Source organism: Bacillus cereus group sp. Bc010, assembly GCF_027716745.1.
Taxonomy (GTDB): domain Bacteria; phylum Bacillota; class Bacilli; order Bacillales; family Bacillaceae_G; genus Bacillus_A; species Bacillus_A pacificus.
In genome coordinates, this window is record NZ_JAQFUY010000001.1 from 390,474 (window position 1) to 415,024 (window position 24,551).

Genomic DNA, 24,551 nt, shown 5'->3' on the forward strand with positions numbered 1-24,551 from the left:
TAATAAAGGGGTAGTAAAGAATGCCTAACAGTCAAAAGATTCGTCATTCGTTATCATCTGCGCAGTCTGGCATGTGGTTTGCGCAACAATTAGATCCACTTAATCCGATTTATAATACTGGGGAATATGTAGAAATAAACGGAAATATGAATCAAGAAATTTTCGAATTAGCAGTACGTAAAGTTGTAATGGAAGCTGAGGCACTTCATGTTCGTTTCGAAGAAGATGAAATTGGCCCATGGCAAGTTATTGAAGAATCACAGTTTCATATGCATTTTATTGACGTTCGTAAAGAAGAAAATCCTGAAGAGGCTGCTAAAGCATGGATGAAAAATGATTTATCTATGCCAGTCGATTTGAAAAAAGATACTTTATTTATTGAAGCACTTATTCAAGTTGAAAATAATCGTTTCTTTTGGTATCAGCGCATCCATCACATTGTGATGGATGGCTATGGATTTTCACTTCTTAGCCAAAAGGTAGCGAATGAGTATACATCACTTATAGAAGAAACAAACAAGAATGAAAAGACATTTGGTTCTCTTGCAAAAGTTGTGCAAGAAGATATGGAGTATCGTGAGTCTAAACAATTTCAGGAAGATCGTGCTTTTTGGTTAGAAAAATTTGCGGATGAACCAGAAGTTGTAAGTTTGGCAGAACGAGCACCGAGAACATCAAATGGATTTTTACGCGAAACAGCTTGTTTATCTAGTTCTAGTACAAAAACTTTACTAGAAGATATCAATATTTCGTTAACAAGTTGGCCGGAATTCATTGTCGCTGTCACAAGTATTTATATGCATAAATTAACAGGTGAAAATGATATTGTTTTAGGTTTACCGATGATGGGGCGTCTAGGTTCTGCATCTATTCATACACCTAGTATGGTAATGAATTTAGTACCACTTCGTCTTACTGTAACTCCAAATATAACTCTCGTAGAATTATTACAGCAAGTTTCTAAAGAAATCCAAGATGTACGTCGCCATCATAAATACCGTCATGAGGAATTAAGAAGAGACTTAAAGTTATTAGGTGAAAATCAAAGATTATTTGGACCGTTAGTGAATGTTATGCCTTTTGATTACGGGCTTAACTTTGGTGGGAATCGTGGTATTACGCATAACTTATCAGCAGGACCTGTGGATGATTTATCGATAAATGTATATAAACGTTTTGATCAAAATGAGCTAATGATTCATTTTGATGCGAATCCGGAAGTATATAATGGTGCGGAGCTAGCATTGCATAAAGAAAGATTTATGCAATTATTAGAATTAATGATAAATGCTTATCAAAAAGACGAGTCGATTGGAAAGATAAATATTACTCTTCCTGAAGAAAATCATAAAGTTTTATTGGAATGGCATGAAACGAAGGAAGACGATGAGTTAATCAGTCTACCTATATCATTTGAAAAACAAGTGCAAAAAACTCCAAATAAACTAGCGATTACTTGTGACGGTGTAAACTTTACGTATAAAGAGCTAAATGAACGAGCGAATGAACTAGCACATTATTTAGTAGAAGAAGGAATACGACCAAATCAGTTTGTAGCTTTAGTATTTCCAAGATCAACGGAAATAGTGGTTAGTATGCTAGCAGTTTTAAAGGCTGGTGCAGCGTATTTACCAATAGATCCAGAATATCCAGCTGAGCGAATAAATTATATAGTAAATGATGCAAAACCAGTTTGTATCATAACACATTCATCTGTTTCATCTAAGTTAGTTATAAAAAATGATATAAAAAAAATTGTATTAGATGATGAAGAAACGAAACTAGCATTACATACATCTTCTCGTATGAATATAGCATGTAAGAATGATGTATCACTTTTAAACTCAGCCTATACAATATATACTTCAGGCTCAACAGGAAACCCAAAAGGTGTAATTGTTCCTATGAGAGGTTTAAGTAACTTTTTAATGGCTATGCAACAAAAGTTTTCGTTACATGAACATGATCATTTATTAGCAGTTACAACATTTGCGTTTGATATTTCTGCTCTAGAAATTTATTTACCTCTTATTAGTGGCGCGAGTTTAACAATTGCGCAAAAGGAAGACATACAAGAGCCTTCTGCATTAACGACACTTTTACATGAAGAAAGAGTGACCATTATGCAGGCTACACCGACGCTTTGGCAGGCGTTAGTAACTGATTATCCAGAGAAGTTACAAGGGCTAAATATACTTGTTGGTGGTGAAGCTCTTCCAGGGCATTTAGCAAATAAATTAAGAGAATTAGGCTGCTCAATAACTAATTTATATGGGCCAACTGAAACGACGATTTGGTCTACCTTCATGAACATTGATGAAAGTGAAAAGGGGATACCTCCTATCGGAAAGCCAATTTGCAATACAGAAGTGTATGTATTGGATGCAGGGTTACAACCAGTTCCACCTGGAGTTATTGGTGAATTATATATTGCAGGGGAAGGACTTGCAAGCGGATATTTAGGAAAACCAGAGTTAACAGCTGAACGGTTTGTTGCAAATCCTTATGGAAAACCAGGGCAGCGCATGTACCGTACAGGTGATCTAGTAAAATGGCGCAGTGATGGTGTTTTAGAGTACATGAACCGCGCAGATCATCAAATTAAAATTCGTGGTTTCCGAATTGAATTAGCTGAAATCGAAATGGTAATACAACGACATGAAAATGTTAAGGAAGCAGTGGTTATGGTACGAGAAGATCGTCCAAATGATAAACGAATCATTGCGTATATTGTTGCCAAAGAGAAGGAAATGATTAACCTTGCAGAAATTCGTTCTTATGTTTCAGAAAGTTTAGCGAATTATATGGTGCCATCAGCATTTGTATTACTAGAAGAATTACCATTAACGCCAAATGGTAAGGTTGACAGAAAGAAATTACCTGCTCCTGATTTTAATGGAATGAACAATGAGAGGGTTGCTAGAAATCCGAAAGAAGAAATATTATGTCATTTATTTGCAGAAGTACTTAGTGTTTCTCGCATTAGCATTGATGATAATTTCTTTGAAATGGGTGGACATTCGCTTCTTGCATCGCGTTTAATGGCAAGAATTCGTGAAATGTTAAGTGTCGAATTAGGAATTGGAAAACTATTTGAATCGCCAACTGTTGCTGAATTAGCGAAACAATTGGATCAAGCGAAAACTGCAAGACCAGCGATTAAGAAAGTAAGAAGACCAAATGAAGTTCCACTTTCATTTGCACAACGTAGATTATGGTTCTTGAATTGTTTAGAAGGTCCAAGCCCTACTTATAATATTCCGTTAGTTATACGTTTGTCTGGAAAGTTGAACGAGGAAGCATTGCAAGGTGCCTTTTATGATGTAGTCGAGAAACATGAAACACTTAGAACAATTTTCCCTAACGTATTAGGTAGTTCCTACCAGGAAATTTTACATATGGAAAATTTAAATCTAGAAATGATTAGAACAAAAACATGTAAAGGTGAATTAGAAAGTGCACTTGCGGAAGCGGTAAGATATAGCTTTAACCTCGATGTTGAACCAGCAGTTCGTTTGCAAATTTTTACAGTGAGTGAAAACGAACATGTAATATTAATTCTATTACACCATATTGTAGGGGATGGCTGGTCATTACAACCGTTAACGAGAGATTTTACAGCGGCGTATAAAGCGCGATGTCAAGGTAACAAAGTACAGCTAGAGACACTTCCGGTTCAATACGCAGATTATGCACTTTGGCAACAACAATTGTTAGGGGATGAAACTACACAAGAAAGTCTCATTTCAACACAATTAGATTTTTGGAAGAAAGAGTTAAAGGGATTACCAGATCAATTGGAGTTGCCTACAGATTATCAGCGTCCAATGGAAACGAGTTACAGAGGAGAAACCATTCATTTTCATATAGATGTAGGTATGCATAGTAGGTTAGTAGAGCTCGCACGGAAAAACGGAGTTAGTTTGTTTATGGTATTGCAAGCAGGACTAAGTGCGCTATTTACAAGATTAGGTGCAGGTACTGATATACCAATCGGTAGTCCGATTGCTGGAAGAAACGATGATGCACTCTCTGACATAGTCGGTTTATTTGTAAATACGTTAGTGTTACGTACAAATACTTCAGGAGATCCAAGTTTTAAAGAATTATTAAATAGAGTGAAGCAGGCAAATCTTGCAGCTTATGAAAATCAAGATGTTCCATTTGAACGACTCGTTGAAGTGTTAAACCCGGTGCGTACTCGAAATAGTCATCCGCTATTTCAAGTTATGTTAGCTTTCCAAAATACGCCAGAAGCAATCTTTGATGTCCCGGATATAGAAGCGAGCCTTGAAATTCAAAGTGTTGGCTCTGCGAAGTTTGATTTAACATTTGAAATTAGTGAGAGTAACGAGGTTGATGGTACTCCGAACGGTTTACATGGATTACTAGAGTTTAGTACCGATTTATATAAACGTGAAACGGTTCAAAAACTAATAGAACGATTCATTTTGTTATTAGATGATGCGGCGACAAATCCGGATCAATCCATTGGCAGATTAGAAATATTAACTTTAGCAGAGAAAAATGCAGTGTTAGAAAAGTGGAATGGTGGTTTTCAAATTGTACCAGAAATGACATTATTACAATTATTTGAAAAGCAAGTTCATATAAATCCAAATGCTATTGCTGTCGTCTTTGAAAATAAGAAATTAACTTATGAAGAGTTAAATAGAAAAGCAAATAAAATAGCTCGATTCCTAATAGCAAAAGGAATTGGTCCTGATCAACTCGTTGCTTTAGCGATGCCAAGATCATTAAACATGGTTGTAAGTTTATTAGCTGTTCTTAAAGCTGGTGCTGGATACCTTCCGTTAGATCCAGATTACCCAGCAGACCGTATTTCATTTATGCTACACGATGCGAAACCATCATGTGTTTTAACGAATTCAGAAGTGGAAATTGAATGTAATGAGGCACTAAAAGTTTTAGTTGATAATGTAAAAGTAATAGAAGAAATTGAGAAACATAGTGAAGACAATATTGATGAAATGGAGCGCGTGAAGCCATTAACTCCATCACATATTGCTTACGTTATTTATACATCAGGTTCAACAGGTAGACCGAAAGGTGTTATGATACCTCATCAAAATGTAGTAAGACTTTTAGGAGCAACTGATCATTGGTTCCAGTTTGATGGAAACGATGTGTGGACGATGTTCCATTCATATGCTTTTGATTTCTCGGTTTGGGAAATTTGGGGACCTTTATTATACGGAGGGCGTTTAGTTGTAGTTCCACATACTGTAAGTCGCTCGCCGAAAGAATTTTTACAACTTCTTGTTAAAGAAAAGGTAACTGTTTTAAACCAAACTCCATCAGCGTTCTATCAATTGATGCAAGCAGATCGTGAAAATGAAGAGATTGGCCAAAAATTATCTTTACGATATGTTGTTTTTGGAGGTGAGGCACTTGAGCTAAGTCGATTAGAAGATTGGTATAGTCGACATCCTCATGACGCACCGAAGCTTATTAATATGTACGGTATTACTGAGACGACAGTACATGTTAGTTATATTGAGTTAGACGAAACAATCGTTTCTTTACGAGCAAACAGTTTAATTGGGTGCAGTATACCTGACCTTAAAGTATACGTATTAGATCATTATTTACAACCAGTGCCACCTGGAGTAGTGGGAGAAATGTATGTTGCAGGTGCAGGGCTTGCTCGTGGATATTTAGGAAGGGCAGGTTTAACTGCAGAACGTTTTATTGCAGATCCATTTGGCAAGCCAGGTACAAGAATGTATCGTACTGGAGACTTAGCTCGTTGGCGTCATGATGGGACGCTCGATTATATAGGACGTGCAGATCATCAAATAAAAATTCGCGGATTCCGAATTGAATTAGGAGAAATAGAAGCGGTCATAATGAAACACCCTACAGTTGAGCAAGTAGCAGTTATTGTACGGGAAGATCAACCAGGGGATAAACGATTAGTTTCTTATATCGTCGCATCAAATAATGAAGCGATTGATACGAATGAAATGCGTCTGTTTGCTAGTGGTAGTCTACCAGATTATATGGTTCCATATGCTTTTGTAGTAGTAAATGAGTTGCCTTTAACTCCAAACGGTAAATTAGATAGAAAGGCATTGCCAGTTCCAGAATTTATCGCATCATCTTCTAGTCGTGGACCAAGAACACCGCAAGAAGAACTGTTATGTGACTTGTTTACAGAAGTGCTAAGTGTACCTCAAATTGGAATTGATGACGGATTCTTTGATTTAGGTGGTCATTCACTCCTTGCAGTGCAGCTTATGAGCCGTATTAAAGAAGCGCTTGGGATCGAATTAAATATCGGAACTTTATTTGCAGCACCTACTGTTGCAGGCCTTGCTGAAAGACTTGAAGTGGGAAATGGACAAAGTGCACTCGATGTGTTGCTTCCGTTACGAGCAAGCGGAAACCAATTGCCACTATTTTGTGTACACCCAGCAGGTGGATTAAGTTGGTGCTATGCAGGACTTATGAAATCTTTAGGAACAGATTATCCAATCTACGGCGTGCAAGCACGTGGTATCGCTAAAAATGAAGAACTTCCAAGAAGTTTAGAGGAAATGGCAGCGGATTATTTAAAACACGTTCGTGAAGTACAGCCTCACGGACCATATCGTTTACTCGGTTGGTCGCTCGGAGGAAATGTTGTGCATGCAATGGCAGCGCAACTACAAAATGAAGGGGAAGAAGTAGAATTACTCGTTATGCTAGATTCTTATCCTGGTCACTTCCTACCGAATACGGAAGCGCCTACTGAAGAAGAAGCGTTAATCGCACTACTGGCTCTAGGTGGATATGATCCAGACAACATGGATGGCAAACCACTTACGATGGAAAGTGCGATTGAAATACTTCGTAAAGATGGAAGTGCATTAGCAAGTCTTGAAGAAGAGACCATTTTAAATTTGAAAGAAACATATGTAAATTCGGTAGGATTGTTAGGGAGATACGTACCGAAAGTTTATAACGGAGATATTTTATTCTTTAGATCTACTGTAATACCGGACTGGTTTGATCCTATCTCTCCAAATACGTGGTTAAATTATTTAGACGGACAAATTGTGCAACATGATATTGATTGTAGACATAAAGATTTATGTCAACCAGGGCCACTTACGGAAATTGGACAAGTATTAGCGAAATATTTACAGAATAAGAAAGGGGTAGGGAGAGTATGACGAATCCATTTGAAAATGATAATTACACATATAAAGTATTAATAAATGAGGAGGGCCAGTATTCTCTCTGGCCTGTCTTTCTTGATGTACCTATTGGGTGGAATGTCGTACATGAAGAAGCTAGCAGGCACGATTGCTTACAATATGTTGAGAATAACTGGAAAGATTTGAATCCAAAAAATAATCAAGCTGACGAAAAAATAATAGTAGGAAAACGATAATGAAAGAAAAAATAAATCCAAAAGTAGTGGTAAGTATCGTATATATAACAGCGATGTTTATGGCTGCTATGGATGCAACGATTGTAAATGTAGCACTACAAACGATAAGTAAGGAACTGCAAGTGCCACCATCTGCTATGGGGACAGTTAATGTTGGATATTTAGTTAGCTTAGCTGTTTTCCTTCCGATTTCTGGTTGGCTAGGAGATCGATTCGGTACGAAAAGAGTATTTCTAACTGCTCTTTTCGTATTTACAACCGCATCTGCGTTATGTGGGATAGCGAACGATATTACTTCATTGAATATTTTTCGTATTATTCAAGGTGCTGGTGGGGGGCTTCTAACACCAGTTGGGATGGCGATGTTATTCCGAACATTTTCACCAGAGGAAAGGCCGAGAATTTCTCGGTTTATTGTGTTGCCAATTGCTGTCGCACCGGCAGTAGGACCAATTATTGGTGGCTTTTTTGTAGATCAAATGTCTTGGCGCTGGGCATTTTATATTAATTTACCATTTGGAATTATGGCGTTACTATTCGGTCTTCTATTTTTAAAAGAGCATATTGAAAAATCAGCTGGTCGCTTTGATTACCTCGGTTTTGTTTTTTCAGCACCAGGGTTTGCGATGCTAATCTATGCGCTCAGTCAAGGACCATCAAGAGGCTGGATTTCTACAGAGGTTATAAGTACTGGAATAGCTGGGATTGTATTTATTACACTGTTTATCATTGTAGAACTTAAAGTAAAGCAACCGATGCTAGATTTACGCTTATTCAAAGAACCAGTCTTTAGAAAAATGAGTCTTATTTCATTGTTTTCTTCAGCTGGTTTACTAGGAATGTTATTTGTTTTTCCGCTTATGTATCAAAATGTAATAGGGGTATCCGCACTGGAATCAGGCCTTACTACATTCCCAGAGGCCATTGGATTAATGATATCGTCACAGATCGTACCATGGTCATATAAGAAATTAGGAGCTCGTAAGGTAATTTCTATAGGGTTAATTTGTACGGCGATTATCTTTATTTTATTAAGTTTTGTAAATCACGATACGAACCCTTGGCAAATACGGGTATTATTGTTTGGCATAGGTATTTTCTTAGGCCAATCAGTTGGAGCAGTTCAATTTTCTGCATTTAACAATATAACGCCGCCTTCTATGGGGAGAGCAACTACTATATTTAATGTGCAAAATCGATTAGGTTCAGCGATAGGAGTTGCTGTTTTAGCTAGTATACTAGCCGGTTTTGGAAATAGCAGTGTACAACATAATACTCATTCAGATTTATTGCCATATCAAGCAGCATTAATTGGATCAGCAATATTTTTACTCGTAGCATTACTATTTTCTTTACGTATTTCTGATAAAGAGGTAATGTCAAAAAAGAAGAAAAAACCGTTACCTGTATTACAAAAAGAGAAAGAAATTGTCAATGAATAAGTTTGGTAATATTATTTTGGAATAAATCTACATTGGGTATTTAGAAGGAGAGAGTTTACATGATAGAAAGTAAAGTTGTAGATTCTATACCAATTTTGAATGAGAATGATTGTCAAATATGGTGGGGAAGGATTTCGGATTTACAATCATGGCATTACAATTTACTAAATGATGTTGAACGAGAAAAAGCAAATTCATATCATCATTCGGCAGATCGTGCCCGTTTTATAATAGGCTGTGTAATTAGTAGATTAGTTCTAGGTAAAATGCTTTCTATGTCGCCAATTCAAGTTCCAATTAATCGAATGTGCCCAGTATGTAAGCTACAACATGGTAGACCACAATTACCAGAGGGGATGCCGCAGTTATCTGTTTCGCATTCGGGTGATTGGGTTGTTGTTGCATTTACAAAGTCTGCACCTGTAGGCGTTGATGTTGAACAAATGAATCCAAATGTTGATGTTATGAAAATGGCAGAAGGCGTATTAACCGACATTGAAATAGCGCAAGTTATGAAATTACCTAATGAACAAAAAATAGAAGGTTTTTTAACATATTGGACTAGAAAGGAAGCTGTGCTCAAGGCGACAGGTGAAGGTCTAATGATTCCACCAGTGGATATTACTATATCAGCTCCAAATGATTCTCCAAACTTGTTAGTTTTTAAGGATAGACAAGAGTTAGTAGAAAATACAGTGATGAGAGATTTAAGGCCAAGTGTAGATTATATGGCTTCAATTGCAATATTTAGTAAAGAAGTCACCGAAATCATACAGCTGGATGCAGTAGCGCTTTTAAATTATAAATAAGTTTAATAAAATATTTTATAGAAGAGGTGTTCCTCATGCTAGTAGCGGAAAATAGAACAAATGAATTCACTTATCATGTACAAGCAATTAAAAATATTTTATTTTCTGGAGATACATCATCTATTCATGCTTTAGAAAAGTTATTGAATGATACAGTTCAGTTTGATGTTCTAGAACAAGAGGTGCTGGATAGACAGTATATCCCGAAAGAAGCAAAGAGTTTCTTTGATAAAAACGGAACATTTCTTTACCGTGTATCCAATATTAGTTATAAAGGAAAAGTATTATCTGAAAATCTCATTTTTGCGGATACCTCGTTTTTACCAAATACAATAAAGAGGGAGCTAGAGAGTGGAAACATTCCAGTTGAAAAACTTATAGAGAAGATGGAAGTAAGAAGGAACGTATTATATGAAGGATATCAGCCTTCTGGGAATATTATTGAATTGTTCGATGGATGCTCTGTTTCGGCGCATGTGTATCCAACAAGAAAATATCAAATTGTAAGTAACTGCAGATGCATATTTTATATTTGCGAGGTGTATCATGCAGAAAATATAAAGCAATTACTAAATTAAAACAAGAAACCAGCCTAAAATGGCTGGTTTCTTGTTTATTTCACAGCTTCTTTTAACTCTTTACCTGCTTTAAATGCAGGAACTTTACCAGCAGCGATTTGAATTTCTTCGCCGGTTTGTGGATTACGTCCTGTACGAGCAGATCTTTCACGCACTTCAAAAGTTCCAAAGCCGATTAATTGAACTTTATCGCCAGACTGTAATGCAGTAGCAATTGTGTCAAATACAGATTGTACAGCTGCAGAAGCATCCTTTTGAGAAATATCAGCTGATTGTGCGACATTTTTAATTAATTCTGTTTTGTTCATGTTTTCACCTCATAAAAAAATTTTTTGGAATGAATGATTTAGTATAATAGATAGTAAAGATAAAGCTATTTATATTGTTAGAAAGAATGCTATATAGTTATGTTAATTTCGTTGCAAGAAACTGAATCCCTGCTAACAATTAGGGATTAATTAAGAATTGATGAATAGAAAACGCTGTAATATGAGGATGAGGGGGAGTATACGGATGATTTTTCGTGAAAAGGATGAGAAAGAAAGTATATTAATTCGTCAACATGATCATGGTTTTTTAGCTGGAGAGATTGCAAAGCATATAAAAGAAGATTTTTTTGAAGATGATACATATTTAAAAGAGACAATTGATGCAATATATGAGCATGATAGAGGATGGATAGAACTTGATAAAGTACCAATTTTGAATGATGCTAAAAATATCCCATATACATTTATGGATTGTCCAAGTTCATTACGCTTTGTCTTTTATACGATTGGTTTGAATGAAATTGAAGATTCCAATCCATATGGAGCATTACTTTGTAGTAAGCATTTTTTATCATTTCCATTAAATGAGGAAGATGAAGAGATGATGACATTTTATGCAGGTGAATTGGAACGACAAAAAAGAATATTGACAACGCTAACAAAAGAGCAATTTGTGATGTTCGATAAACATTATAGATTATTAAAGTTTTGCGATGAACTTTCTTTATATGTCTGTATGAATAAATCAGGTGTAGAAAAGAAAGATGAAATTGATTTGTTTAAAGATGGTTTTGAAGGAACAGAAATGTTTAATAGTAAAGAAGAGAAACCTATTCAAGCTGAATGGATAGATGAGGAAACTATTCGGATTACACCGTTTCCATTTCAAACGGAATTTCAGACGTATGTAAAATATAAAACGGTAAATAAATATGAAATGAAAGAAAAAGGGATTGCAAAAGTTGATAGGGAATCAGAAATAAAGAAACAAACTATTCGTTTCATACAATAAGGAGGCGATTTCGATTGAAAGAGTACATGTTAAAACAAGTGGATTACCATGCTTGGGCTAATATACGATTATTCAATCGACTAAAAGAATTACCAAAATATGATACTATTTTTACTGAACAGATGCAGAGTGCATTTCCATCAATCAAGGATACGTTTGCCCATATTTATATTACAGATCAAGTGTGGTTACACATATTGCATGGTAAAAGTATGAATGAAGCAATACAAGGCCGAGAAGAATTACGAAAACAAATGGAAAACAAATCGTTACATGAATTAGAAAAAATGTTTGAAAACATGGCAAATCAATATAAAGACTTTTTAAGTACAATACAAGATGTGAATGCTGTATTTGTTATCGAGAATCCATATGTAGGAAAATTAGAAACTTCAATTTTAGAGTTAGTACAACATGTTGTAAATCACGGTACATATCATAGAGGAAATATAACAGCGATGATCCGTCAACTTGGTCATTCGTCGACAATGATGGATTTTGTTCTGTATTTACATATGGTTAAAAAGCAGGGAGAGTAATATAGTTTATAAGAAGGAGAGGGAGAGGCTTTAGTTGTGGAAGTCTCTCCTTCTATTTTAGTAGATCAACTGATTAAAGTTTTACTTTATTTCTTAAGAAGCTTTATTTTCTTGTAATTGCTTCGCATATTGTACAGCCTTATATGCATTGACTCTACCGTTTTTCCAGTACGTACCTGTACCACTAATTTTATCAGAAGTTGACTCAATAATTTGGCGAATTTGTGTATTGCTATATCCTTGATTTGCTAAAAGAGCAGCGACTCCTGCAACGTGAGGTGTTGCCATAGATGTACCACTTAATGATTGATACGTGCTTCCTTTATAAGTAGAATATATATTTGATCCTGGAGCTGCAACATCTACCCAGCTACCATAAGTAGAGAATGAAGATTTTTTATCTGATTGATCTGTAGAAGCGACTGAAATAACTTCGTTGTAATAAGCAGGGTAATTAGCTTTTGTGTTTCCAGCATTCCCAGCAGCTGCAACAATAACAGAGCCTTTATTCCAAGCATATTGTACAGCTTGTTGTAATGCAGTACCACCATTTGGAGCACCTAAACTTAAACTAATTACTTTTGCACCTGAATCTGCAGCTTCTCTAATACCTTGGGCAACAGCGTCAAGAGTACCACTTCCTTGACTGTCTAATACACGAACAGCATAAATCGATGCTTGTGGTGCAACACCAGCTATTCCGACGCCATTATTCGTAAGTGCCCCAGTAATTCCTGCACAGTGTGTACCGTGTCCATTGCCATCATCAGAGATATTGTCATTATCAACATAATCATATCCGTAAATAACTTTAGAAGCTAAATCGGGATGTGATCCTTGAACTCCTGTATCAATAATAGCCACTTTTACACCAGAATCGCTTCTTTGACTATCCCAAGCTTGCGGGGCTTGAATTTTTTGTAATCCGTATTGATTATTAAAATAAGGATCGTTCGGAGTCCAAAATGCATGAACGTAATAGTTAGGCTCCGCATATTCTACATCTGGATTATTTTTATAACTTTTTATTTTTTCTTTTACAGTACCTTTTGAAAATTGTACGACTTCAAAACCTAACTTATCATCTTTAGATAAGACATTAGCTCCGACAGATTTATGAAAAGATTGCACATTACTTAAAGATGCATTTTGTTTGAACTTAACGATTAATTGGTTAGGAACGTAATCAGTAGATGATGTTTCAGCACTTGAAGTATTCGTGTTAAAGAAGAAACCACCAATAATAAATGATAAAACAGATAGGAAAACAATGATTTTGTTTTTCAAAAGATTTTTCCTCCCTTTTCTTGGATGAGTTTTTCAGCGACACTTTAATGTCGCATTCCTTTTCAACTATATAGTTAGACCATACGATTTATGACATTTATGTGAAAAACTTTTAGTGGAATAAAAAAGAGAAAGATTTATATAAATATATTTTTAATGATATTTACTGAGTAAGAAAACGAAAAAAGGAATGCTCATTATGTATGAGTCATTCCTTTTTTTAGATTAACTTGCTTGTTTTTTATGGTTTTCTTTCAATTTCTCTGCTTGTAAAAAGCGATTCGTTTCAGCAACAACAATACCACTTAACCCAATAAGACCAATTAAGTTTGGAATCGCCATAAGTCCATTTGCAATATCCGCAAATGTCCATACGATGCCTAATTTTAAATTCGCACCAATAGCAATCATGACAATAAAGATTGCTTTATAATATTTAACGGCATTTTCTCCAAATAAATAAGCTACACATTTCTCACCGTAATACGACCAGCCTAAAATAGTAGAGTAGGCGAATAAAATAATGGCGATACCAAGAATCATACTACCAGCAGTACCGAATACAGATTGGAACGCAAGTGTTGTAGCTTCAACCCCAGTTTTACCAGACTTCCATGCGCCTGTAGTAATTAAAACTAGTCCTGTAATTGTACATACAATAAACGTATCTAGAAAAGTACCAGTCATTGAAACTAAAGCTTGCTTTGCAGGGGAATCAGTTTTTGCAGCCGCCGCGGCAATAGGGGCACTCCCTAAACCAGCTTCGTTTGCAAATACGCCGCGCGCCATTCCAATTTGAATAGCTGATGCAACTGTTGCACCGATAAAACCACCAGCAGCTGCAGTACCATTAAACGCACCAGAAAAAATAAGTGAAAATGCTTCAGGAATTTGATCGTAGTGATAGAAAATAATGATAAGACCAGCAATGATATAAAAGAAAGCTTTAATAGGAACAACATATCCTGTTACTTTCCCGATTTTTTTTACACCGCCTAAAATAACGATAGCGATTAAAAATGACATTACTATACCAGTTAAAGCAGGAGGGAAAGAGAAATTAATTCGCATTGCCTCTGCAACTGAATTAGATTGCACCATATTCCCGATACCGAAAGAAGCAGTTGTACCGAATATAGCAAATAAAACTGCAAGCCATTTCTTACCTAAACCACGTTCTAAATAGTACATTGGCCCACCTGAATATTCACCATTTTCATTACTAACACGGTATTTCACCGCAAGAATTGCTTCGGCATATTTTGTTGCCATACCGAATAAAGCAGTAATCCACATCCAAAAGATTGCACCAGGCCCACCAATCGTCACAGCAGTTGCAACACCAGCTATATTTCCCATACCGATCGTTGCCGCCATAGCTGTCATAAGTGCTTGGAAGTGGCTAATATCTCCGGAGGAAGATGTATCTTCTGATTTTTTAAAAGCTAGTTTGTGAGCGTATAATAGTTTACTAAACTGTAAACCTTTTAAACGCACTGTGAGAATGATACCAGTACCAACGAGTAACAACAACGTTGGTAATCCCCACACATAGTGATTGATTTGTTCTAATACTTTACTTACTGTCTCCATCTTTATTCTCCTTTTTTAGAAAAAATAAAAACCACTTCAAGTAAATGAAATGGTCTCTGGAGAAACAAGGGATAGAAAAATAAACCGATACAAATCGGCATTTTCTTTCGCTTGTCTCTGTCCTTTTACCTGAGAGATTATCCGCTATAGTAGCGGATTTGCTCCTTCGGTGCTCGTTTTCCTCTACGCTATATAAAGCGAGAGGGAGTCTCTCCAGAGATTCGTCCCCATGCAGTTCTACTTGTAAACAAGACCTGAGAGTTTCAAAGTCGGTTAACAACTTTTTGCCCCGTCGGTAGATCAATAGACCTTCTCCTGAATGGTTCATCCGAATTATAAAATTAATAACCTATACGCATTGAATGTGTATAAGATCAATAAAAATATTATAGATATACAATTAGTGAAATGCAATCATTTTTTATTTTAAAATAGTAAAGAATTCTATTTTTTCGAAAGTCCTAATTTCTCTTCAACTTCAGTTAAAGTAGATAAAGCAATAACAATATGTTGATCCGCAAGCCCTAAAGCATGTTTCGTATTTTCAATTGTTGCACTGTTTAGAGTAGAGTTAGTGGCTCCATCTATAATTAAATCTGCCGCGTTTTTCATAAATTTAGAAGCAGCCTTAAATTCAGTTGTGAAATAAAGAAGTTGTTCTTGTATTTGTACTTCCGATATATTTTCTTTAATTTTCAAAATGTCTATTTCATTCATAATGTTTTCATATTGTTTGGAAACAGCATTCATTGTAACTAATAGTTTATCTCTGTCTACTGAATCACCGTTCGTGTTAATCTCTTCCCAGGCAGGCAACCAATCCTTTTCGATGATATCATTATAATTAGTAGTCAATTCATTAATTTTAGGCTGTAATTTTGTTTTGAAAGTTTTTGTATCCGCTGTTTCTACAAGGGCTTTTTCGGTGTTATTTTTACCATTCGTAACGTAGAAAATTGTACCGAAAATGATGAGAATAGAAATAACAACTGTCCATTTAGTAAAAAGTAATTTTTGCAATATGTAACGCCTCCAAAATTTAAAAACTTATAATTATAATATATAACAATAATGTTGTTTAAAGTAGAGAAAATAGGTTAGAAATGATTTAAATTATATCTTTTCTATACACGGAGGGTGATTATAAAAATATTATGTGAACTAATTATTGTGAGAAGAAGATAAATTATATGCTAAAGGGGAAATTAAAAATGTTGCTAAAAACAATCTATTGTAAAGTAGAAGAAGAGAAAAAAGAGTTATTTTCAATGGCACAAGAAAAATGGCGTGATATACAGCATCTAGATGGATTTCATTGGCAATTTGGTGGATGGAATGAAGATGAGGCGTGTGTATTTACTTTATGGGAAGATAAAAGTGCATATCAATCATTTATGAATGGTGCCCACGATACAATTTATTTAAATAGTAATCAAGAGGATACGTTTCTTTCATGTGAAATTGAATTATTTCAAACTTTGTATGATATAACTGATACGCCTCTGAAAGACGTTGTTACAGAGGGATCATTCGTAAGAGTTGCTATATGTGATATTAAAGTGGAAAAAGAAAAGTATTTTTTACATAAACAAGAAACAATTTGGAATAAAGGGATGGAAAAAGCAAAAGGAATGTTAGCTGGCGTTGTTGGGAAGTCTTTAAAAAATGAAAATCATTACATAGTGTTAACTTATTGGAAAGATGGAATGGCGCATCAAAATTATGTAGAAGAGATTTTCCCTGAGTTGTATAAACTAGCTAATATTCATGAAGATATAGAAGATATAAGAGGTAAACAAGCTATATGTAAGGAAGAATGGCTTGTATATTAAGCACAGAAAAAGTGCATAAATGAATGTATAATAAAGATAATTTCTTATAAACAAGAAATTAATAGAAGACGTTATATACCCTTTCATGTTAATATATTTAAGTTATAATAGGAGGCTTACCCTTTTGTATTGTACGGTAGAAGCAGTGTGAGCTTGAAATTTTTTTAGAAAAGGATGTGCCTAATTTGCGTATCAATAAATTTATTAGTGAAGCTGGAAAAGCGTCTCGACGCGGAGCAGATAAATTAATTAATGAGAGAAGAGTAATTATTAACGGTAAGGTTGCAAAAATTGGTGACCAAGTGAATCCAGGTGATGATGTACGCGTAAATGGAGAGCAACTTCGTATTGCTCGAGATCACGTATATATCGCTTTAAATAAACCAGTAGGTATTACATGTACAAGTGAAAAATCAGTAAAAGGTAATATTATCGATTTAGTGAATCACCCTTTACGAATTAGCCATATTGGACGTCTTGATAAAGACTCAGATGGTTTAATTTTGTTAACGAATGATGGTGATATCGTTAATGAAATTTTACGTGCTGAAAACAAACATGAGAAAGAATATATCGTTTCAGTAGATAAGCCAATTACACCTGATTTCTTAGAAAAAATGGCAGCGGGTGTTAAAATTCTAGGTACAAAAACACTTCCTTGTGAGATCACACAGTTATCAAAATATGAGTTCAAAATTATTTTAACACAAGGGTTGAATCGCCAAATTCGTCGTATGTGTGAAGCTTTAGGTTATCAAGTATACACGTTAAAACGTACGAGAATTATGAATATCGAATTGAATAATTTACCTGTTGGACAGTGGAGAGATTTAACGAAGAAAGAGAAACGACGTCTATTTGCAGACTTAAATTACGAACCACAAGATTGGTAAAATTGAGAAGGAGAAACCAAAAACATTTTTTGGTTTCTTTTTTTATTAAATAAAAAATCTTTTCCAAACACTTGCAAAAATAAAATGAATAAGATATAGTAAATAACAATTAATGGATGTATTTAAAAAAAGCAAAGAAAAGGACACGAGTTATTTTCCCCGGTTATACAGAGAAGGAAGGAAAGCTGAGAACTTCCTAACGCAGAAAAATAACTTACCACCTTAGAGCTGCACTGGGGAAACGAAGTATCTAGTGCCGTGTAAGCGACGTTATCGCAAAAGAAGCCATTATGTTTTTTGTAATGGGAATCTGGGTGGAACCACGAATATAAGCATATTCGTCCCTAATTTTTAGGGATGAATATGCTTTTTTGCATTCAATTTCATAATAAGCGAAGAAAAGGACACGAGTTATTTTCCCCGGTTATACAGAGAAGGAAGGAAAGCTGAGAACTTCCTAACGCAGAAAAATAACTTACCACCTTAGAGCTGCACTGGGGAAATGAAGTATCTAGTGCCGTGTAAACGACGTTACCGTAAATGAAGCCATTATGTTTTTTATGATGGGAATCTGGGTGGAACCACGGGTATAAGCACGCTCGTCCCTATTTTAGGGATGAGTGTGCTTTTTATTATGAAATGGAGAGATGAAAAATGAAAGAACAAATGATTGAAATTAAATTTCCAGATGGTAGTGTGAAAGAATTTGTAAAAGGAATTACTTTAGAAGAAATTGCGGGATCCATTAGCAATAGTTTAAAAAAGAAAGCAGTTGCGGGGAAAGTAAATGATGGGTTATATGATTTACGCCGAAATATTGAAGAAAATGCGGAAGTAGAAATCATTACTATAGATTCAGATGAAGGTGTAGAAATTGCAAGACACTCCGCGGCACATATTTTAGCGCAAGCTGTAAAAAGATTGTATGGTGATATAAATCTTGGAGTAGGGCCTGTTATTGAAAATGGATTTTATTATGATATGGATCTTCCAAGTAGTGTAAACATAGAAGATTTACGGAAAATCGAAAAAGAAATGAAAAAAATCATAAATGAAAATATAAAGATAGAACGAGTTGAGGTTTCTCGAGAAGAAGCAGCTAAACTGTTTCAAGAAATGAATGACCGTTTGAAATTAGAACTTTTAGAAGCAATTCCTAGTGGGAAAAGTGTAACACTATATAAACAAGGTGAATTTGTAGATTTATGTAGAGGACCACATTTACCATCTACAGGTTATTTGAAAGCATTTCAATTAACTCACGTTTCCGGTGCATATTGGCGAGGTGATAGTAATAACCAAGTGCTTCAGCGCATATATGGTGTTGCGTTCGCTTCTCAAAAAGAATTAGAAGAGTATTTACATTTCGTTGAAGAAGCAGCAAAAAGAAATCATCGTAAATTAGGTAGTGAGCTTGAGTTATTTATGTTTTCTGAAGAGGCTCCGGGAATGCCGTTTTATTTACCGAAAGGTCAAATTATCCGAAATGAGTTAGAAGCATTTTTAAGAGAAATTCAAAAAGAGTATAAGTATCAAGAAGTACGTACTCCGTTTATGATGAACCAAGAGTTGTGGGAGAAATCAGGACACTGGGGACATTACAAGGACAACATGTATTTCTCAGAAGTAGATAATAAGAGCTTTGCATTAAAGCCAATGAACTGTCCTGGTCATATGTTAATGTTCAAAAATAAATTACACTCTTATCGCGAATTGCCAATCCGTATGTGTGAGTTCGGTCAAGTGCATCGACATGAATTTAGCGGTGCATTAAATGGACTATTAAGAGTTCGTACTTTTTGCCAAGATGATGCTCATTTATTTGTAACTCCAGAACAAATTGAAGATGAAATTAAATCCGTAATGGCGCAAATTGATTACGTATATAAAACTTTTGGATTCCAGTATGAAGTAGAGCTTTCTACACGTCCAGAAGATTCAATGGGCGATGATAAGTTGTGGGAACAAGCAGAATCGGCGTTAGCAAATGTATTACATTCATTGAATTATAAATATAGACTAAATGAAGGTGACGGTGCATTTTACGGACCAAAAATTGACTTCCATATTAAAGATGCTTTAAATAGAAGTCACCAGTGCGGAACAATCCAGCTTGATTTCCAAATGCCAGAGAAATTTGATTTAAATTATATAGATGAGAAGAATGAAAAGAAAAGACCAGTTGTCATTCATAGGGCAGTATTAGGATCTTTAGATCGTTTCTTAGCAATATTAATTGAGCACTTTGGAGGTGCATTCCCGGCATGGGTGGCGCCAGTTCAAGTGAAGGTCATTCCAGTTTCGAATGCAGTCCATGTACAATACGCAGATGAGGTTGCGGATAAATTAGCACAAGCTGGTGTTCGTGTCGAACGAGATGTACGAGATGAAAAATTAGGATATAAAATTAGAGAAGCACAAATGCAAAAAATTCCTTATGTACTTGTTATTGGGGATAAGGAACTGGAGAACGGAGCTGTGAATGTACGTAAATATGGAGGAGAGAAGTCAGAAGTTGTTGCGCTAGATGTATTTGTCTCAAGTATTGAAGAGGAAATAAAGAATAGAGGATATTGAGTGTAAAGAAAACACACCATTAAAAATTGGTGTGTTTTCTTGTTTACCTTACAAAAATGTAAGGTAAATGTAAGCGAAATCGAAGGAACGAGTTGTAGAAAGATGAGAATATGAAGTAGGAAATAGGTTCATGTTATCTGTATAACCTTTTTAGTTAGAATAATTAAAAAATATTAAGAATTTACATGAGAAAAAGATAAGAAATGTGTGAGAAATTAAATTTATACAAAAGGGATGGAGTGAAAGAGATGTCAACAAATGTAGTTACTGTAGAAAGTGTAGAAAAAACGTATGGGAAAAGAAATGAGAATCAGTCAAAAGCATTAAGGGGTGTGTCATTAAATATTAAAGAAGGGGAATTTGTCGGGATTATGGGTCCTTCTGGATCTGGAAAAACAACTTTATTGAATGTGATTAGTACATTGGATCAAGCGACAGGTGGTAGTGTGACAATAGCTGGTACAAATATTACTTCTATGAAGGGGAATGCATTATCAGATTTTCGATCTCAAAAATTAGGGTTCATCTTTCAAGATTTTAACTTACTAGAAAACTTATCAATTTATGAAAATATTGCTTTACCACTTTCTCTGCAAGGTGTACCTTCAAGTGAGATTACTGGAAAGGTAAATGAGGTGGCGAAGAAATTAGGAATTACTGAAATTTTAACAAAATATCCAACTGCTGTTTCTGGTGGGCAAAAGCAAAGAACAGCGGCAGCTCGAGCTTTAGTACATAATCCAGCAATCGTTTTAGCAGATGAACCGACAGGAGCGCTTGATAGTAAAAATGCAAAAAGCTTATTAGAAGCGATGCAAGATTTACATGAAAATCACAATGTAAGTATTTTGATGGTAACACACGATGCATTTAGTGCAAGTTATTGTGAGCGTATATTATTTATTCAAGATGGTCTTCTATATAAAGAGTTAAAGCGTCAAGGAACGCGAGAAGATTTCTATCAAGATATATTAGGTGTGCTTGCTCATATGGGCTCAGCTGCAGAGTCTAAGTAGGGGGCGAGACTATGTTATTCAAATTATCACGTCATAGTATGAAAAAGATGTTAAAAGATTATATGGTTTTACTTATCGGTCTCGTTATTAGCATTAGTATTTTTTACATGTTCCAAACGATGGCGATGAATAGTGAATTTACGAAAGATAATAGTCTCATTAGTAGTATTAGACTCGTATTTTGGGTAGGTGCCATACTATTATCTTTCATTACTGTATTTTATATTATATATGCCAATTCTTTCTTACTCACATTAAGAAGAAAAGAACTCGGTATGTACATGATGCTCGGAGCGAAAAAGAAAAAAGTAGCACAGTTATTATTTATTGAAACATTCGGTATGGGTATTGTTAGTATTATTATAGGAATTTTAGTAGGGATGTTACTTGCAAGTGTAGCAGGAAATTTTTTAATGAATGGTATGGAAATTTCAGCAAAAGGTAGTTATTCATCTGTATATACACCAGCAATCTTAGTTACAGCTATTTTCTTCGTAATACTATTTTTTATTACTGGTTTAATGAATAGTATCCGTTTATTACGAAAAACAGAACTAGAATTAATACGTGAAGATGAAACACTAGATGAAGTGAAGAAAAGTAAAACTCGCATTATTATAATGACTGTACCTGGTGTATTACTAGTAAGTACAGGATACTATTTTATGATAAATATAAAAACGTTTGCTGAACTCGGTTTTATAATAGCAACAATCGTTACAACACTTGGAACATATTTTATCTTTAGTTCATTGCTCCCATTTTTTGTGATGAAAATTAAAGGGAATAAAAAACGAAATGAAACGGGCTTAAATAGTTTTACATATGCACAGCTACGTTTCCGAGTGAATAGCTTATCGAGAGTACTAGGTACTGTAGCAATGTTAATTGCATTGGGCGCAGGTGCGATGACTGCAGGTATGGCATTCCAAAAAAATGTAGGTATTATGACAGACTTCTCACGTGTATATGATGTCGTAATTCATGATCCAAATGAACAAGATACAGCTGCATTAAAAGAAATGGAAATTGTTGAAGAAAGCCAGTACAAGTATAAAGTTGATGGAGAAGCGGTTTATTACTTACGTAACGATTTAACTGCGAAACCACCACTTGTTTCAGACCACTTTGATACAAAAACTTTAAAAGAGCCTGTTCGTAAACGTGTGACTGAACCTTTAACTGAACCAGTATATTCTGCTTTAGAGTCTCCTGAATTAGCAAAATTTCCTCGTATGCCGAGAGATTGGGAAGATGCAATTGTAAGAGAAATACAAATTACACATAATCAATTTAACGGAAAACCTGTAAGAATTGCAGATGAAGCACATTATAAAGGAATTCAAGGAACAGAACACACTGTAACATTAGCAAAAGTAGACGATATGAAAAAATATAAACCGTTGTTGATTGATATAGATAAGAGACAAAAAGAACAAATTGAAAAAGCAACAGGTGTAAAAGTAGACTTATTTACGAAAATGACAATTTATCAATTTATGAACAGCTTCATGAGCGGAACAATGTTTATGGGATTTTTCCTCGGAATTGCATTTTTAGCAATGATGGCAAGTTCCCTTATGTTCAAAATATTAACAGGTGCTTCTCGTGACGTACGACGTTATGAAATGTTACGAAAAATTGGTGTGAGACGTAGTATGTTAACAAAAAGTATATATAAAGAAATTTCATATTTATTTATCTTCCCAGCGGTTATTGGAATTTCCCACGTGTTAGTAGGGCTAAACTTATTTAGCTTCATATTAGTTGACCCGTTTGTAAAAGTGTGGGTGCCAATTGGGATTTTCTTAGTCATTTATTTCATCTATTACTGGATAACTGTTCAACTTTATAAAGGTATGGTAATGCCGAAAGAAGAGGTAGCTAAGTAGTTTATGAAAAGAGTCCTTGTTTGAAAACAAGGGCTTTTTTTTCTATATTTGTAATACCAGTGATCAAGTTTTTCTACGATTAATGTATTGAAAATTAAGAAAATATTAAGGGTTTATATAGCGGAATGTTAAGAAGTGTATAGGATATTAATAATGTAGTTTTATAGAATTAAATTGTTATTTTTACAAATTTATAAGAAAGGATGCGTCTTATGAAGAAGATAAAAAAATTAATAACATTTATTGGAGTCATAACTACACTAACACTAATGGTAGCGCTAGTATTTCCTACATGGACCTCGCAAATAAATAGGGAAAATAGTATAAGTACATTAGAGCAAGTAGAGATAAATGGAAGTGGTCATGAAATTATGATACGCGGCAAAGATAAGAACAATCCGGTAATTATTTTTGTACATGGTGGACCAGGTACTTCAGAAATACCATATGCTCAAAAGTATCAAAAATTATTGGAAGAGAAATTCACCGTAGTTAATTATGATCAAAGAGGAAGCGGGAAATCGTATCATTTCTTTGAGGACTATTCAAATCTTACATCAGATCTTCTTGTAGAGGATTTATTAGCTATGACAGAATATATTTCAAAACGTATGGGAAAAGAAAAGGTAATATTAATTGGTCATTCTTACGGTACATATATCGGAATGCAAGCTGCTAATAAAGCACCTGAAAAATACGAAGCGTATGTTGGGATAGGGCAGATGAGTGATACAGTAGAAAGTGAAATGGATAGTTTAAACTATGTAATTGAACAGGCACAAAATGCTGGGAATACAGATGAAGTTTCCTATTTTAATGGATTGACTGAAAAAATTAAAAATGGCGATACATACACTCCGCGAAATTATGTTGCGAAATATGGTGGAACATCAAGACTCATTGAAAACCCAGATGGTGATAACATCGGAATGTTACTCAGTAATGAATATAACTTGTTTGACGTAATTCGTTATAACGTTGGATTATCAAAATCTCAAACAATCTTATTAGAAAAGGATTTAAAGAATCCATTGCCTACTAAGGTGACGAAACTGAAGCTACCGTTTTATTTCCTTATGGGGAAATATGACTATAACACTTCATCTCATGCAGCAAAAACATATTTTAATACAATTGAAGCAGAGAAAAAAGAATTTATTACTTTTGAAAAATCCGCGCATTATCCGCAATTTGAAGAGAAGGAAAAGTTTTATGAGTGGATGTCCGATACATTTGTAAAATAAATAAAGTGTATCCGAACTATAGAGAATTAAAAAAAGCGAAGTTAAATAAAAAAGACTCTTCTATAAAAAAACAAGAGTCTTTTTATAATGTTCTCTATATAGAAGGAAAAGATTGGATAATAGTCGAAAAATATAATATAACTTCTGAGAAATGACTAAAATAATACTA

17 protein-coding genes, 1 riboswitch and 2 other annotated features are annotated in these 24,551 nt (G+C 34.8%); of the genes, 13 read left to right on the top strand and 4 right to left on the bottom strand.

Translation table 11 applies throughout. From position 1 onward, the window contains the following. Nucleotides 1-20: 20 nt before the first annotated feature. From PDQ68_RS02005 to PDQ68_RS02025, 5 genes are read left to right on the top strand one after another with little or no spacing between them, the layout of a single operon-like run. Complete coding sequence (locus PDQ68_RS02005) at nt 21-7,178, top strand: amino acid adenylation domain-containing protein (RefSeq protein WP_061182858.1); 7,158 nt, start codon at nt 21-23, stop codon at nt 7,176-7,178. After that, nucleotides 7,175-7,399, top strand: coding sequence for an MbtH family protein (locus tag PDQ68_RS02010; RefSeq protein ID WP_016717437.1), 225 nt, complete (start codon nt 7,175-7,177; stop codon nt 7,397-7,399). Before PDQ68_RS02005 ends, PDQ68_RS02010 begins: the two co-directional genes overlap by 4 nt. After that, complete coding sequence (locus tag PDQ68_RS02015) at nt 7,399-8,841, top strand: MDR family MFS transporter (RefSeq protein WP_016717438.1); 1,443 nt, start codon at nt 7,399-7,401, stop codon at nt 8,839-8,841. The genes PDQ68_RS02010 and PDQ68_RS02015 overlap by 1 nt, the downstream gene beginning before the upstream one ends. A gap of 59 nt (nt 8,842-8,900) precedes the next feature. Further along, nucleotides 8,901-9,650 carry a 4'-phosphopantetheinyl transferase Sfp gene (gene sfp / locus PDQ68_RS02020; RefSeq protein WP_016717439.1) on the top strand — a complete coding sequence of 250 codons (750 nt, stop codon included), beginning with the start codon at nt 8,901-8,903 and terminating at the stop codon, nt 9,648-9,650. 35 nt (nt 9,651-9,685) lie between these two features. Then, the gene (locus tag PDQ68_RS02025) at nt 9,686-10,228 is read left to right on the top strand and encodes a hypothetical protein (RefSeq protein WP_000959131.1); all 543 of its coding nucleotides are present in this window, start codon (nt 9,686-9,688) and stop codon (nt 10,226-10,228) included. A gap of 35 nt (nt 10,229-10,263) precedes the next feature. Here PDQ68_RS02025 and PDQ68_RS02030 read toward each other — a convergent pair whose 3' ends face one another. Beyond that, the gene (locus PDQ68_RS02030; protein ID WP_001043907.1) at nt 10,264-10,536 is read right to left on the bottom strand and encodes an HU family DNA-binding protein; all 273 of its coding nucleotides are present in this window, start codon (nt 10,534-10,536) and stop codon (nt 10,264-10,266) included. A gap of 205 nt (nt 10,537-10,741) precedes the next feature. On the opposite strand from PDQ68_RS02030, the gene PDQ68_RS02035 reads away from it, so the two are divergent. Continuing rightward, nucleotides 10,742-11,509: a DUF3891 family protein gene (locus tag PDQ68_RS02035; RefSeq protein WP_270786567.1), complete on the top strand. Its 768-nt coding sequence runs from the start codon at nt 10,742-10,744 to the stop codon at nt 11,507-11,509. Nucleotides 11,510-11,523: 14 nt separating this feature from the next. Next, nucleotides 11,524-12,048 (top strand): DinB family protein, encoded by a 525-nt coding sequence (locus PDQ68_RS02040; protein ID WP_016717442.1) that lies wholly within the window; start codon nt 11,524-11,526, stop codon nt 12,046-12,048. A gap of 93 nt (nt 12,049-12,141) precedes the next feature. Here PDQ68_RS02040 and PDQ68_RS02045 read toward each other — a convergent pair whose 3' ends face one another. The 3 genes from PDQ68_RS02045 to PDQ68_RS02055 form a co-directional block, all read right to left on the bottom strand. Next, nucleotides 12,142-13,335, bottom strand: a complete 1,194-nt coding sequence (locus PDQ68_RS02045) for a S8 family peptidase (RefSeq protein ID WP_016717443.1) — start codon at nt 13,333-13,335, stop codon at nt 12,142-12,144. 225 nt (nt 13,336-13,560) lie between these two features. Next, the gene (locus tag PDQ68_RS02050) at nt 13,561-14,928 is read right to left on the bottom strand and encodes an alanine/glycine:cation symporter family protein (RefSeq protein ID WP_061182859.1); all 1,368 of its coding nucleotides are present in this window, start codon (nt 14,926-14,928) and stop codon (nt 13,561-13,563) included. Between the two features lie 107 nt (nt 14,929-15,035). Beyond that, nucleotides 15,036-15,155: riboswitch (glycine riboswitch) on the bottom strand. Between the two features lie 217 nt (nt 15,156-15,372). Then, nucleotides 15,373-15,948, bottom strand: a complete 576-nt coding sequence (locus tag PDQ68_RS02055) for a hypothetical protein (protein ID WP_061182860.1) — start codon at nt 15,946-15,948, stop codon at nt 15,373-15,375. Nucleotides 15,949-16,139: 191 nt separating this feature from the next. On the opposite strand from PDQ68_RS02055, the gene PDQ68_RS02060 reads away from it, so the two are divergent. From PDQ68_RS02060 to PDQ68_RS02085, 6 genes are all read left to right on the top strand, one after another. Further along, nucleotides 16,140-16,760, top strand: coding sequence for a YdbC family protein (locus PDQ68_RS02060; RefSeq protein WP_061182861.1), 621 nt, complete (start codon nt 16,140-16,142; stop codon nt 16,758-16,760). A 185-nt stretch (nt 16,761-16,945) separates the two neighbouring features. Continuing rightward, nucleotides 16,946-17,653 carry a 23S rRNA pseudouridine(2604) synthase RluF gene (rluF, locus tag PDQ68_RS02065; RefSeq protein ID WP_001222167.1) on the top strand — a complete coding sequence of 236 codons (708 nt, stop codon included), beginning with the start codon at nt 16,946-16,948 and terminating at the stop codon, nt 17,651-17,653. 125 nt (nt 17,654-17,778) lie between these two features. Continuing rightward, nucleotides 17,779-18,002: a binding site (T-box leader), on the top strand. Nucleotides 18,003-18,039: 37 nt separating this feature from the next. Next, nucleotides 18,040-18,263: a binding site (T-box leader), on the top strand. Nucleotides 18,264-18,307: 44 nt separating this feature from the next. Continuing rightward, nucleotides 18,308-20,230: a threonine--tRNA ligase gene (gene thrS / locus PDQ68_RS02070; protein ID WP_061182862.1), complete on the top strand. Its 1,923-nt coding sequence runs from the start codon at nt 18,308-18,310 to the stop codon at nt 20,228-20,230. Nucleotides 20,231-20,478: 248 nt separating this feature from the next. Beyond that, a complete protein-coding gene (locus tag PDQ68_RS02075) occupies nt 20,479-21,246 on the top strand; it encodes an ABC transporter ATP-binding protein (protein WP_000106418.1) in 768 nt (255 codons plus the stop codon). A gap of 11 nt (nt 21,247-21,257) precedes the next feature. Next, nucleotides 21,258-23,138, top strand: a complete 1,881-nt coding sequence (locus tag PDQ68_RS02080) for an FtsX-like permease family protein (protein WP_270786568.1) — start codon at nt 21,258-21,260, stop codon at nt 23,136-23,138. 212 nt (nt 23,139-23,350) lie between these two features. Then, the gene (locus PDQ68_RS02085) at nt 23,351-24,382 is read left to right on the top strand and encodes an alpha/beta hydrolase (protein WP_016717450.1); all 1,032 of its coding nucleotides are present in this window, start codon (nt 23,351-23,353) and stop codon (nt 24,380-24,382) included. Nucleotides 24,383-24,551: the final 169 nt, after the last annotated feature.

Excerpts from the sequence above, each read along its gene's own strand:
- PDQ68_RS02005 (WP_061182858.1), top strand. The coding sequence starts at position 21 with ATGCCTAACAGTCAAAAGATTCGTCATTCGTTATCATCTGCGCAGTCT.
- PDQ68_RS02010 (WP_016717437.1), top strand. The coding sequence starts at position 7,175 with ATGACGAATCCATTTGAAAATGATAATTACACATATAAAGTATTAATA.
- PDQ68_RS02015 (WP_016717438.1), top strand. The coding sequence starts at position 7,399 with ATGAAAGAAAAAATAAATCCAAAAGTAGTGGTAAGTATCGTATATATA.
- sfp (WP_016717439.1), top strand. The coding sequence starts at position 8,901 with ATGATAGAAAGTAAAGTTGTAGATTCTATACCAATTTTGAATGAGAAT.
- PDQ68_RS02025 (WP_000959131.1), top strand. The coding sequence starts at position 9,686 with ATGCTAGTAGCGGAAAATAGAACAAATGAATTCACTTATCATGTACAA.
- PDQ68_RS02030 (WP_001043907.1), bottom strand. The coding sequence starts at position 10,536 with ATGAACAAAACAGAATTAATTAAAAATGTCGCACAATCAGCTGATATT.
- PDQ68_RS02035 (WP_270786567.1), top strand. The coding sequence starts at position 10,742 with ATGATTTTTCGTGAAAAGGATGAGAAAGAAAGTATATTAATTCGTCAA.
- PDQ68_RS02050 (WP_061182859.1), bottom strand. The coding sequence starts at position 14,928 with ATGGAGACAGTAAGTAAAGTATTAGAACAAATCAATCACTATGTGTGG.
- PDQ68_RS02060 (WP_061182861.1), top strand. The coding sequence starts at position 16,140 with ATGTTGCTAAAAACAATCTATTGTAAAGTAGAAGAAGAGAAAAAAGAG.
- thrS (WP_061182862.1), top strand. The coding sequence starts at position 18,308 with ATGAAAGAACAAATGATTGAAATTAAATTTCCAGATGGTAGTGTGAAA.
- PDQ68_RS02075 (WP_000106418.1), top strand. The coding sequence starts at position 20,479 with ATGTCAACAAATGTAGTTACTGTAGAAAGTGTAGAAAAAACGTATGGG.
- PDQ68_RS02080 (WP_270786568.1), top strand. The coding sequence starts at position 21,258 with ATGTTATTCAAATTATCACGTCATAGTATGAAAAAGATGTTAAAAGAT.
- PDQ68_RS02085 (WP_016717450.1), top strand. The coding sequence starts at position 23,351 with ATGAAGAAGATAAAAAAATTAATAACATTTATTGGAGTCATAACTACA.